13 protein-coding genes are annotated in these 12,906 nt (G+C 62.5%); all 13 read right to left on the reverse strand.

Features of this window, described 5'->3' with window-relative positions; all coding sequences use genetic code 11:
• Positions 1-55: 55 nt before the first annotated feature.
• The gene (locus ABX74_RS21435) at positions 56-382 is read right to left on the reverse strand and encodes a YnfA family protein (protein ID WP_003940244.1); all 327 of its coding nucleotides are present in this window, start codon (positions 380-382) and stop codon (positions 56-58) included.
• Between the two features lie 16 nt (positions 383-398).
• Positions 399-1,484 (reverse strand): ABC transporter ATP-binding protein, encoded by a 1,086-nt coding sequence (locus ABX74_RS21440; RefSeq protein ID WP_047889663.1) that lies wholly within the window; start codon positions 1,482-1,484, stop codon positions 399-401.
• A gap of 15 nt (positions 1,485-1,499) precedes the next feature.
• A complete protein-coding gene (locus ABX74_RS21445) occupies positions 1,500-2,831 on the reverse strand; it encodes an ABC transporter substrate-binding protein (RefSeq protein ID WP_019745217.1) in 1,332 nt (443 codons plus the stop codon).
• 38 nt (positions 2,832-2,869) lie between these two features.
• Positions 2,870-3,772 (reverse strand): carbohydrate ABC transporter permease, encoded by a 903-nt coding sequence (locus ABX74_RS21450; protein WP_020970719.1) that lies wholly within the window; start codon positions 3,770-3,772, stop codon positions 2,870-2,872.
• Entirely contained in the window at positions 3,769-4,743 is a 975-nt protein-coding gene (locus ABX74_RS21455) for a carbohydrate ABC transporter permease (RefSeq protein WP_019745218.1), read from the reverse strand. The genes ABX74_RS21450 and ABX74_RS21455 overlap by 4 nt, the downstream gene beginning before the upstream one ends.
• Before the next feature lie 74 nt (positions 4,744-4,817).
• Complete coding sequence (locus ABX74_RS21460) at positions 4,818-5,741, reverse strand: Ig-like domain-containing protein (RefSeq protein ID WP_047889664.1); 924 nt, start codon at positions 5,739-5,741, stop codon at positions 4,818-4,820.
• Positions 5,742-5,957: 216 nt separating this feature from the next.
• Positions 5,958-7,640 (reverse strand): FAD-dependent oxidoreductase, encoded by a 1,683-nt coding sequence (locus ABX74_RS21465; protein WP_047889665.1) that lies wholly within the window; start codon positions 7,638-7,640, stop codon positions 5,958-5,960.
• Between the two features lie 81 nt (positions 7,641-7,721).
• Positions 7,722-8,603 (reverse strand): hypothetical protein, encoded by an 882-nt coding sequence (locus ABX74_RS21470; protein WP_047889666.1) that lies wholly within the window; start codon positions 8,601-8,603, stop codon positions 7,722-7,724.
• Between the two features lie 10 nt (positions 8,604-8,613).
• Complete coding sequence (locus ABX74_RS21475) at positions 8,614-8,832, reverse strand: dodecin (protein ID WP_003939815.1); 219 nt, start codon at positions 8,830-8,832, stop codon at positions 8,614-8,616.
• A gap of 15 nt (positions 8,833-8,847) precedes the next feature.
• A complete protein-coding gene (locus tag ABX74_RS21480; RefSeq protein WP_047889667.1) occupies positions 8,848-10,059 on the reverse strand; it encodes a serine hydrolase domain-containing protein in 1,212 nt (403 codons plus the stop codon).
• A 109-nt stretch (positions 10,060-10,168) separates the two neighbouring features.
• A complete protein-coding gene (locus ABX74_RS21485) occupies positions 10,169-10,684 on the reverse strand; it encodes a DUF6764 family protein (RefSeq protein ID WP_020970725.1) in 516 nt (171 codons plus the stop codon).
• Positions 10,685-10,762: 78 nt separating this feature from the next.
• A complete protein-coding gene (ligD, locus tag ABX74_RS21490; RefSeq protein WP_003940248.1) occupies positions 10,763-11,803 on the reverse strand; it encodes a non-homologous end-joining DNA ligase in 1,041 nt (346 codons plus the stop codon).
• Complete coding sequence (locus tag ABX74_RS21495) at positions 11,803-12,849, reverse strand: ATP-dependent DNA ligase (protein WP_019745225.1); 1,047 nt, start codon at positions 12,847-12,849, stop codon at positions 11,803-11,805. The genes ligD and ABX74_RS21495 overlap by 1 nt, the downstream gene beginning before the upstream one ends.
• Between the last annotated feature and the right edge of the window lie 57 nt (positions 12,850-12,906).

Raw genomic sequence — 12,906 nt, forward strand, 5'->3', positions numbered from 1 at the left:
CTGTGCGCGCTTAAGGACCCCCTGGACTCCCTGAGCGCGCACGGGGCCGAAGGCCCTACCGGGCGTACATGATCACCCCGACGCCGACCAGACAGATCAGCGCACCGGCGATGTCGAAACGATCCGGGCGGAATCCGTCCATCACCACCGCCCACAGCAGTGAACCCGCTACGAAGATCCCGCCGTACGCGGCGAGGATGCGCCCGAAGTTCGCATCGGGTTGCATGGTCGCGACCAGACCGTAGAGACCGAGCGAGATGACGCCGAGCCCTACCCAGATCCAGCCCTTGTGCTCGCGAATTCCCTGCCACACCAACCACGCGCCCCCGATCTCGAGCAGCGCGGCGAGTACGAACAGCAATAGCGAACGTGCGACGGTCATGCCGCACACAGTATCGCTACAGACGTACCCCGGTCTCCGCGGAAAAGAAGTACACCTCGCCGGCCTTGGGCAGCAGATGAAGCGACTCCCCCGGTGCCACCGACATCTTCCGATCGACGCGAATGACGATTCGGCCGGATCGGCTCTGCCACTGCGAATCCGGGGCACCCTTTGCATAGACGAACGATTCGGCGCCCAGCTCTTCAAGCAGGTCGGCATCCACGGCCAGCGAGCCCTTTCGCCACGCTCCCACCAGATCCCACGACTCGGGACGCACTCCCACGACGACCCGCTCCCGCTCGGACGCCCCGGTGGGCAGCGGAATCCGCAGGTCACCGAGCACTGCGACGGTACCCTCGACCGGCGCTTCGATCAGGTTCATGCCGGGCGATCCGATGAAGGCGGCCACAAAGGTGTTGACGGGGTTGTCGTAAAGTTCCCGCGGCTTCGCCACCTGCTGCAAACGACCGTCCAGCATCACCGCCACCCGGTCCCCCATCGTCATCGCCTCGACCTGATCGTGGGTGACGTAGACCGTCGTGGTGCCGAGTCGACGCTGTAAGGCAGCGATCTGCGACCGCGTGCTCACGCGTAGTTTGGCGTCCAGATTGCTGAGCGGCTCATCCATGCAGAACACCTTGGGATGGCGAACGATGGCCCTACCCATGGCAACTCGCTGACGTTGCCCACCGGACAGCTTGGCCGGTTTACGTCCGAGCAGCGGTTCGAGTTCAAGCATCCGTGCTGCCTCGAGTACCCGCTCGCGCCGTTCGGACTTTCCCACTCCCGCGTTCTGGAGCGCAAAACCCATGTTCTGCTCGACGGTCATGTTCGGGTACAGCGCGTAACTCTGAAACACCATGGCGACGTCACGTGCTCGCGGAGCGAGATGCGTGACGTCCGTGCCGCCGATCTCGATCCGGCCGTCCGACGCGGATTCGAGACCGGCGAGCATTCGCAGGCTGGTGGACTTACCGCAACCGGAAGGTCCTACGAGTACCAGGAACTCACCGTCGGCGATGTCGAGGTCGAGACGGTCGACTGCCGGTCGATCGGTTCCTTCGTAGCGGTGCGTGATTCCCGCGAATTGCACGTTGGCCATGAGTGTTCTCTCCTACTACTTCGGCAGCTTTGGGGTGATCTGCCGGTCGATGATCTGCTGCAACTGGGTGGCAACGCCGGCGAATGTCGATGCGACGTCGGCTTTCTGGAGAGCGATCTGCTCGAGTCCGGTGCCGATGATCTGATCGCCACCCGGGACGAACACGCGTGCGTAGTCCTGCGAGCGCGTACGCGAAAGCTGATCCACAGCGGTACGGGAGTTCGGATTCGCGTCGAGGAATGCCTTCATGCTCGGCTCCGACGTTGCCGACTTGCGGACCGGCATGTAGCCGACGTTCTGCGAGAAGTACGCCGTGTTCTCACCATTGGTGATGAAGTCGATGAACTTGAGCGCGTTCTTCTTACGCTGATCGGAGATCTTGGACGGGATGGCAAGCCCGGCGCCGCCGGTGGGGCAACCGGGAGTTCCGTCCACTGCCGGGAGGAACGCGGTGCCGAAGTCGAAGTTGGCAGTCTTCTTGATGCCGGACAGGTCACCCGTCGACGCGATGGTCGACGCCAGGATGCCCGTACCGAATTCGTTTGCGATGTCGGTGGAAACCGCGGCGTACTTCTTGTCGTGAATCATGCTGGAGAGGAACTGCCCTGCGGCAATGGTCTTCTCGTTGTCGAGCTGCAGATTCCACTGGTCGGAATACGATCCGCCGAAGGTCCAGATGGGGCCTTCGTAGGTCCAGCCGAGGTAATCCTTCGCGTTGCCCCACCCGTGTGCCAACTTGCCGTTGCCCACGACCTTCTGCAGCTCAGGCCCCCACTCGTCGAACTCCTGCCACGTTGCAGGCCCACGGTCGGGAAGTCCGGCCTGCGACCAGACCGCCTTGTTGTAGTAGAACAACGGCGTCGACCGCGCATAGGGAAGTGCGTAGTGCTTGCCCTGGAACAGGTAGTCGGCGAGCAACGAGTCGACGTAGTCGGCCGAGTCGACGCCCACCTCGGAGAAGAGTCCGTCGAGCGGCTCGATTGCCCCGGCAAGTGCGTAGTTGAACCACCAGACATCCGACAGCACAACCACATCGGGAACATCTCCGCCGGAGAGAGCAGCGTTGAACTTCTGCGCCACCTCTTCGTAGTTCTTGCCGCCGTCCACCAAGTTGACCTTCAAGTCCGGGTACTTGGTCTGGAAGCGGTTGATCAATTCCTTCTCCACGTCGGTGGACTTACCCGGGTGGTTCGACCAGAAGGTGATGGTGTTGGACTCACCCGACGCACCGGATGTTCCCGCAGCATCAGCGCTGGAACCACCGGATCCCGCGCACGCGGTCAGTGCTGCGCCGGCGGCGATTGCACCGCCGAGGCTCAGAAATCCGCGCCTGTTCATGTTTGCCATTACTGCTCCTCGAGAAAGAAATGTGACGGGAAAAGCTGTCAGCCCTTGACCGCACCGGAGGTGAGGCCTTTGATCATGTGTCGTTGCAGCAGAAGGAAAATCACCAGGATCGGTAGCATCGTCAGTACCGTTCCTGCCATGACGGGACCCCAGTTGGTGAGTCCGTCGTTGTTCTGCAGTTGGGTCAATCCGATCGGCAGCGGCGCCACCGAGGAATCGTCGGACATGAGGAACGGCCACAGGTACTCGTTCCATTCGTTGACCACCGTGATGATGCCGAACGCCACCATCGTGGGCCCGGAAACGGGGAGCACCACGCGCCAGAGAAGCCGCCAGTGGCCGGCGCCGTCCATCCGCGCTGCCTCGACGATCTCCGAAGGTATCGAGAGAAAATGGTTGCGCATGAGGAACGTACCGAAGGCTACACCCGCGAGCGGAACTATGATGCCCTGGAACGTGTTACGCCAGCCCCACTCTGCCACGAGTGCGTAATTCGAGATCACGGTGATCTGGTTCGGAACCATCAATGCGGCGATGATTCCGAGAAAGACGAAGTTCTTCCCCGGGAAGCGCAGGAACACCAGCCCATAGGCGCTGAGAGTCCCCAGAACGAACTTCGCCGCGGACAGTATCGTCGTGATCACTATCGAGTTCCGCAGAAACATCCAGAACGGAACCGATGTCGTTGCTTCGGAATAGTTTTCGGGATGCAGCGACGACGGCCACCACGTTGCAGGCTGCGTGTAGATCTCCGGACGCTCCTTGAACGAGGTCATCACGATCCAGTAGAGCGGCAGGACGATGATGACCAAGGCGATCACCATTGCCGCGTAGCCGAGGATCTTCACACCGACCTCACGCCGGTCCACGTTCTTGCGTTCCGGCCCGGGCCGGACGACGGAAGTCGGAGCAGCGCTTTTCTTTTCCTCTACCGCTGTCATTTCTCTTCTCCCCGATCCATGGCACGAACCTGGTAGACGGTGATGATCAGCAGGATCAAGAACATGATGGTGGCAACCGTCGCGCCGTAGCCCGCCCGGAAGTTTCGGAATGTCTCGTTGTACACCTGGTAGACCATCGTTGTCGTCCCTGTACCCAGCGGGCCACCACGGGTCATGACGTTGATGATGTCGAAGACCTGGAGCGAGTTGAGCATGACGGTGATGGAGAGGAAGAACGTCGTCGGGCGCAACTGAGGTAGGAGAACCCGGCGGAACTTGGTCCACGGCTTGGCGCCGTCGATTTCGGCTGCTTCGTTCAATTCTTGCCGAACTCCTTGCAACGCAGCGAGGTAGATGACAAACGTGTAGCCGAGGTTCTTCCACATGTATGTCACCGTCACCATGAACAGCGCCCAGTGGGGGTCCTGATAGAAGTCGGGCGATTGGAGTCCGACGCGGTGCAGGAGATCCTGGATCAGACCGAAGTTGGGGTCGAAGACGAACTGAAACGCGACACCGATCGCTGCACCGGAGATCACGAACGGCGCGAAGATCGCCGACCGGACCAGGTTTCGCCCGACGAGCTTGCGATCGAGCAGCATGGCCAACGCCAGACCGATGACCATCGAACCCACCACTGTGACCAATGTGAATACCACTGTGTTGGTGACAATCTGCCAGGTGTCGCTTCGTCCGAACCACTCGCGGTAGTTGCTCAGCCCGATGAACGTCGCCTTCGGGTCCGCAATGTTCCAGTCGAAGAACGAAAGTCGGATGTTGTCCACCAGCGGGCGATAGGTGAACAAGATCAGCAACGCGAGATTGGGACCTACCAAGAGCGCAAAGAGCGCGTAATCACGCCATGGTCTGCCCCACAGACCTGGCTTGCCTGATGTGGGCAGCGTTCTTTCCGGACTCGATCTCACTGAGGCAGTCTGACCGCTCGCAACGAATGAATGGTGAACGTACAAGACACTCGAGCTGAACGCGACACGAAAAAGGCCCTGCGCGAATACTTCTCGCGCAGGGCCTTCCTCGTCGATGTCTAGCGGTTCCAGTCACCCAATCCGTCGGCGCCGCTGAGGACTCCACCTGCGGTGTTCTGCACGATCACCGGGTCACCCTTGCCTGCGTTCTCGAAGAACCACTTGGCGTCCTCGGTGCTGACATTGAGGCAGCCGTGGCTGACGTTGGTGAAACCTTGTTGCGCTACCGACCACGGAGCGGCATGGACGAAGATGCCACTGTAGGAAATTCGTGTCGCGTACTCGACGTAGGTGCGGTAACCCTCGGGAGAATCGATCGGAACGCCGTACGTGGACGAATCCATGTACATGTCGCGCAGCTGCTCGCCGACGATGTACGTGCCGTTCGGTGTTTCGTGCCCCGGCTTGCCGAACGACGTCGGCATGGTGCGCACGACTTCACCGTTGCGGGTGACGGTGACCTGCTTGGTGTTGTCGTCCGCGACGGTGACGAGTGCGTCACCGATGTTGAACGTGGAGTGCGAATCACCGGCGTCGACGGTCGCGGAGATGTTCGCCGGCCAGAACTGTGCCGGCTTCCAACGGACCTGGCTGTCGTTGATCCAGTAGAAGCTGCCATCGACCGGAGGATCGGTGGTCACGCGAATCGCGCGTTCGGCCGTAGCACGGTCGCCGACTGCCTCGTTGAAACGAATGATGATCGGCTGCGCGATGCCGACTGTCTCACCCGCGGACGGGTTGAGCGACGGCGCGGAGAAGTTGGGAGCGCCGATGGGAGCCTGAATCGGTGTACCCGGGATGCCCGGAACCGGAATCGCCGGATCGAGGTACGGAACGCCGGGAATGACGGGCAACGGAATGTCCGGTCCACCGGGGAAGAGAGGAACGGCCGCGGAAGGTCCGGCGAGAGCCAGGCCGGCAGCCACCGCTCCGACGATTGCCACGGCAACCCGTGACGTCCGACGACCCTGTCTGCTGCCCATGTCACTACCTTCGCTCGAATGACCACGTACTCACGTGGATTTTGCGCGGCCGGCATCGATACCCGCCTGGTACCGATGCCGATGCACCATCCGGACGCGCCCGCCGGGCGCACACCTACACACCCGAGCACGCCAAAGAGAGCAAACCGCACATTTCCATAGTCATTAACACACAAATGCGGCAATCGAGCAATTCGGATGTTCGCCCAAACGTTGCTATCCCTCGCTGCGAGCAGCCGCCAACATCGATTCGATGGAGATGAGTTTGGTTCGCGGTCGACCGGCGGCGGCACCGGATGCTCGTTCTGCCTTGTCGATCCGCTGCCAACCTTGGTAGTCCACCTGATCCGGCGACCGATCTGCCAGCAGAACCTGCAACTTGTCAGCGTCCTCGGTCGGCGTGGCGAGGCGCCCACCAGCGAAGTCGTCGAAGATCATCGACACCGTCTCGGCGGAGCAGTACTTGTTGGTGCCGATCACCCCCGTCGGTCCGCGCTTGATCCAACCCGCGACGTAGACACCCGGGATCGGCGTGCCGGTGTCGGTGTCGATCACGCGACCGTTCTCGTTGGGGATCACGCCGCGAGCGTCGTCGAAGGGCAAGTCGGCCATCGGTGTGCCGCGGTATCCGACCGACCGAAGCACCAGGGAGGTGTCGATCGTCTCCTCGGCTTCGGTAGGCCGGGCGGAGAGCTGACCGGTCGGCGTTGCCACCAATTCGTTTTTCACGATCCGCACCTGTGAGACTGCACCGTCGCCGAGGATCTCGACGGGCGAGGTGAGGAACCGGAGAACGATCCGCTTGCGGGAAGGATCTGCGGTACGGGAAGCAAATTCCTGCGCCTGCTTGACCTTGAGCAGCACGGACGGCTCGGCGGCATCGCTGTCCACGAACGCCTGACTGGCCTCGTCGAGTTCGGCTTCGATCGGGTCGACGACTACGTCCACGTTCGCCATCTGTCCGAGGGCCAACAGTTCGGGATTGGTGTATGCGGCCTGCGCCGGCCCGCGCCGCCCGAGAATGACGACCTCACGAATCTTGCTGTTACGCAGCGCTTCCAATGCATGCTCGGCGAGGTCCGTCTTCGCAAGCTGGTCCGGGTCGGTCACCAGGATGCGAGCGACGTCGAGTGCGACGTTGCCGTTTCCGACGATCACCGCTCGCTCGCCGGACAGATCGAAAGTCCGATCGGCATATCCCGGGTGGCCGTTGTACCAGGCGACGAACTCGGTGGCAGCGTGACTTCCCGGCAGTTCCTCGCCCGCGATCTCGAGCTTGCGATCCCCGGCAGCGCCGACCGCGTAGATCACTGCGTGGTGATGGTCCAAGAGTTCCGAATGCGAGATGTGGGTACCCACCTCGACGTTGAAGTGGCAGCGCACGGTCTTCTTCGCGACCACGGCGCGGAACTGGTCGGTGACGCCTTTGGTTCCGGGATGATCCGGAGCCACGCCGGCGCGCACCAATCCGTAGGGAGTGGGAAGCCGATCGAACATGTCGACCTCGACGCGAGGCTTGCCGGTCAGTTCCATCGCCGCATAGCAGGCTGCGGGGCCGGAGCCGACGATCGCCACTTTCAGCGTTCCCAGTTCGGGATCGATCTTGGCCATCGTGATCGGCTCGGGCCAATCCGGGCCCATCGGATGCTTCTCGAAGTACGACGCGTTCATCTGCAGGTACGGCGCGTCGTCCTCGTCGAGTTCGTTGTCCGGGAAGATCGCCTCGACCGGGCACTCGTCCACACACGCACCACAATCGATGCAGGTGTCGGGATCGATGTAGAGCATTTCGGTGGTCGCGAACGGAGCTTCGTCCGGTGTCGGGTGAATGCAATTGACCGGACACACGTCAACACACGAGGCGTCGTTGCAGCACGGCTGCGTGATCACATACGCCATGACATTCCCCTATCCCTGAAACACGAAGCACGAACTGATTCCCAGACTATAACGTGTTCCAATTTGGCGCGAGAATCGTTTTCAGATCACCCCATTGCGCTTCAGCAGCCATACCGCCTGCACGGTGGCGTGACCTCGCCATTCCAACGCCGCGGCGGGCGAATAGCTGTCGAAATCCACCGCCCAACCGCCGTCGTCGTGTTGCCGTGCAGCGAGCGCGGACAGTTCGGAGTCGATCACCGCTGCATCGAACAACGCGCGGGTCGGACCGCCAGGAAGCGGTGAGAAATCGAGGGGCCGCATGAATTCGCCCTCGGCTCCCCCGTCCACGTGAACCAAGCCGTCAGCCGGGATACGCGAACCAAGAGTGCTCACCAACGACGACGCTTCGGGACTGTTCCGGTGAACCGCGTCGAGAAACTGCAAGGCAAAGGCGAGCTCGAGGGCATGCAGAGAATCCGCCCCGTCGATCGCGTCGAGGCAATATCGAACGGCAGAGGCGAACCACGGATGTTCGGCGACGGCCTCGTCGAATTCGGCAACGCGAGCCGCTGCAGCACACACGATGCTGGTGATCTGCAACGACGGCGCCGACGGATCCGCGCTCACCCAGAAGGGCGCACAACCGGCTGGATCGGCAATCGGGAAGGCGAAGGGCAAACCGCCGCCTGCCAGCGAATTGGTCTGCAACCAGTCGCACAGTTCGACCGCTCTGGGCGTCGGCGTTCCGATGTCGGCAAAGGCTTCGAAGGCATGCAGCGCTCCGCCAGGTTGGCTGGTTGCCGAGCGAAGATCCGGTTCGAGTCCCCAGCCGTACCCACCGTCCGGGTTGCGATAACCGTCCACGGCCGCACAAGCCCCGGCCCGGTCACCCTGTCCGAGAATCAAATTCAGCCGATGCCGATCGAGAGTCCTGGCATGTCCCGCCATGAACCCGACGGCCGCCGTGAGATCAACACTCATGAAGAACGGTTCAGGATTCGTCGCCGTCGAGCCGGAAGCCGACCTTCAACGTGACCTGGAAATGCGCCACGGCGCCGTTCTCGATGTGGCCGCGAGTTTCCACCACCTCGAACCATTCGAGGTTGCGCACCGTCTCGTTCGCCCGGGCGATGGCGGTGCGAATTGCCGCGTCACTGCTCTCGGTGGACGAGCCGACGATCTCGGTCACCCGGTACACGTTGCTGCTCATGGCATTCCCTTCGTGTCAGATTCGACGAACCAACTCCTGCGCCTCGGCGCCGAGCCTCGCAAGGCGAAGATCACCGAGAGCTGTCACAGCACTACCCAACCTGTTGGTGGTGAAACCGAGCGAGAGTCCGCTGGACAGGTCCGCATACGCGCCTGAACCGCCGACTCCGTAGTGGCCTATCGCATTCCGCGGCTGCCGCCGCGCGGCAATGATCGGCGGGTGGTAACCGAGAGTCCAGTTGGGCCGCACCGCCAGCACGTAATCCCGATCGCGAGTCTGGATGGTCGACATCTGGTCGATGGTCGATTCCTTCAGGAACCGCTTCCCGTCGATCACGCCGCCGTTAGCGATGGCGCCGTACATCTTCGCGAGAGCGCGCGCGCTGAACACTCCGTTCCAGCCCGGCATGACCGCGTCATGGACAGCCGGGTTGCGCACCATGACGTCGAAACCGTCCGGCATCGCGGCCTCCGCGAGTCCGCGAGTCGGACCGACGTGTGAGAGCACGGTCGACGCGAAGGCCCAGTTCAAGCCGGCAGGGTTGATATGTGGGAACAGCTTCGCGATCCGTGGACGCTCGGTTTCGGGTACGCGGTACCAGAATTCGTCGACTCCGAGGGGCTTCGCTATCTCCGCTTGTACGACGTCGATGAACGGCTGACCGGACACCCTGGCCACAAGTTCGGCTACCAACCAGCCGTAGGTCACAGCGTGATAGCCGGGGCCTCGAAGCCGACGCGGATCCGGCTTCTCGGCAGCCAGGGCGGCAACGACCGCGTCGTAGTCCATCAGGTCGAGGGGATGCGGCATCAGGCCGCGAACGCGGTGAAGGCCCGCGCGATGTGACATCAGTTCCCGGACGGTGATCTTGTCCTTGCCGGCCCCTGAGAATTCGGGCCAGTACTGAGCAACCGGAGCGTCGTAGTCGATCAGCCCGCGTTCGGCGAGTCGATGAACGACGGTGCTGGCCACGCCCTTGCCGGTCGAGAAGGAAAGCGACACCGTGTCGTGGTCCCAGCGCCTGTCGCGGTCGGCATTGCCGGCCCAGATGTCGAGAACTTTCTCGCCGCCCAGGTACACGACCAGCGCGCCGCCGCCTTGTTGCGGTTGGCGATACATCGCGAAGAAGCGGTCGGCCAAGGGAAGGAATCGCCGGTCCACATACAGCTCGGTGCGCGAAGGCACCTCCACCCGGGCGAGCGAACCCCGTCGTGCATTGGGAGCCATCGCGTCCTCCGATCCCCGCTGATTCAAGTTGTCCGGTCACCGGATCGGTGGCAGGAGCTTGACACCATTGTGACCACTGTCACGCAAGAGGCTCAGGACCGGGGTGCACTCACGGGGTGACCCACGTCGAAGTGCCGTCGCTGACACATCCCTGACCTGTGGCAAGGTTGAAAACAAGGGTGGGACCACCCGAGCAGATCGCCCCGACGTCCGCGTCACCCACCGCCGCTCTGCCGCCAGGTCCGCTGAGCACCACGGCAAAGGGTGAGGAGTCTGTGCGACCGAGTGCGAGCGAACCCGGGCCGTACGCAACGGCGGCAAGCAGCCCACCGCGCGACTCCGCTGCAGCAACGCCGCCGAAGAGTCCGACGCCCGCCGACCGGCCACCGTCTCGCGAATCGGCGACGCCGACGCCATCGCCCTCCACGTGTGAAATCGCGTAACTGGAGGGATCTGCCACCGCTCGGCATGCGGATGACCCGTCGACGATCGTCTGATCTTGGCCGCGCGCCGAACAATCCAACGTCGCGGCCGACGCTGTTCCACTACCGAGTGACAATCCGAAGGCGGCAAGAATCACGCCACCCGCCGCTAAGCCTGCTGCTCGCATTTTCCGGCGATCCATATCCAACCCCCACAGTGCATTCGACGTGACCGTACATTCGACGTCTAATCGAATTACCCGATATGTCCGCCTCTGACGCTACCCGTCTTTGTTCTTCCTATCTCGGTCCTTGCTCGGTTGAACTCGTTTGGGTTCACCGGGCATTTTGGGATAGTTCGGCGGGTACGGCAGATCGCCAAGTCCCGCCGCCAGATCCTTCTCCCACATCTCCAACAGAACGTCGAGGGCAAAGGCCTTGTCGTGCATCGCTTCCATCGGATCACCACGATCGGCGAGCAAGCCGGGAACCGTGGCGATGGTGCAGTCGTCTGGGTGCACGTCCCGCAGTTCGTCCCAGGTCACCGGCGTGGACACAGTTGCGATCGGCGTCTTACGAGCCGAATACGCCGCCGCGATCGTCCGGTCACGGGCATTCTGATTGAAGTCGATGAAGATCCGTTCACCCCGCTCTTCCTTCCACCACGCGGTTGTGGCGCGATCGGCACTACGCCGTTCGACTTCACGGGCGAGGGCGATACCCGCGTGGCGGACCTCGACAAAATCCCAGCGCGCCTCGAGCGGGATGTAGACGTGAAGGCCTCGGCCACCGGACGTCTTGGGAAATCCTTCCAATCCCAACTCGGCGAGCAGAGGGCGAAGGACCTCGTCCGCGATGGCAACGGCCTCGTCGAACCCGGTCCCCGGTTGCGGATCGAGATCGATGCGGAGTTCGTCCGGGTGGTCGGTGTCCGGGCAACGCACGGCCCAGGGATGAAACGTGACAGTCCCGAGATTGGCAGCCCACACGATGTTCGCAGCACTACGCACTCGAAGGACGTCGGCCTTGCGACCCGACGGGAACGTGACCTCGCAGGATTCGACGTGCTCGGGCCGCTTTGCCGGCAGCCGCTTCTGGTAAACCTCTTCGCCCTCGATGCCGTCGGGGAATCGCTGAAGATGCGTTGGCCGATCTTGGAGCGCCCGCAACGCTGCACCCTGCAGCGCCACCGTTCGGTAGTACTCGACAAGATGCCGTTTGGTTCCGCCGTCCTCACCCAACTGCGGATAGTAGATCTTGTCCGGGCTCGACAACCGGACCGCGATCCCGTCGACGTCCAGTTCCTCTGCGGGACTCGCCATCACTTACCACCTGCAAGAACATCCGCGAAGTCGTATCGCACCGGAACCTCCAACTGATCGAAAGTGCATTCGTCGGGCACCCTGTCCGGACGCCAGCGCAGGAACCGCGCGGCGTGCCGAAAGCGTTCCCCTTCCATCTGGTCGTACGCCACTTCCAGCACCCGCTCAGGACGAAGCGGAATCCAGGAGCGGTCTGCGGCCGATCTCCACCGGCTGGCCTCTCCCTCGGCCACAACGTCGTCCCCGAGGCGCAAAGGTTCGAGTTCGGCCAACAACTCGATCCGCCGCGCCGCGGTGAAAGCCGAAGCGCCACCGATCATCTTCAATTCGGAACCGTCGAACAGACCCAGAAGCATCGACCCGATACCCGGCTGGCTCTTGTGGGGACGGTAGCCCAGCAGTACGACATCCGCGGTCCTGGCGTGTTTCACCTTGATCATCTCGCGTTTGTTCGGCAGGTACGGTCCCGCCAGCTTCTTGGCGACAACCCCGTCGAGGCCCGCGCCTTCGAATGTTTCGAACCAGGCCATTGCTTCGGCGCTGTCGGCCGTCGCTGCCGTGACGTGGCAACTCGGCCCGCCACCGACGCAATCGAGGAGCAACGCACGTCGCACACCGAAGTCCTCGATCGAGACGTCGCGATCCCCGAGCGCCAGTAAATCGAACCCGACAAATTGCGCGGGCGTCTGTTCCGACAACAATGCGACGCGGCTCGCGGCGGGGTGAATCCGCTCGGAGAGCGCTTCCCAACTCAGGCGCGTCACACCGTCGATCTCACGGGGAACCACCAGTTCTCCGTCCACCACACATTTTTCGGGCAATTCAGACTTGACGGCTTCCACCGCCTCGGGAAAGTACCGCGCCAAGTCCTTTCCTCCTCGCGACCCGAGCACCACTTCGTCACCGTCACGAAAGATGATTGCTCGAAATCCGTCCCATTTCGGCTCGTACGACCACGTCGGGTCACCGGACTCGGGCTGAGGCGGCACAGTGGCCGCAGCCTTCGCGAGCATCGGGGCAAGCGGCGGCATCAGGGGTAGCTCCACCTACCCATACTGACAGTCCGGTTGGCAATTCGACTACCGATGTATTGGAATAGGTCC

This window comes from Rhodococcus sp. ARP2 (assembly GCF_001029585.1).
Classification (GTDB): domain Bacteria; phylum Actinomycetota; class Actinomycetes; order Mycobacteriales; family Mycobacteriaceae; genus Rhodococcus_F; species Rhodococcus_F erythropolis.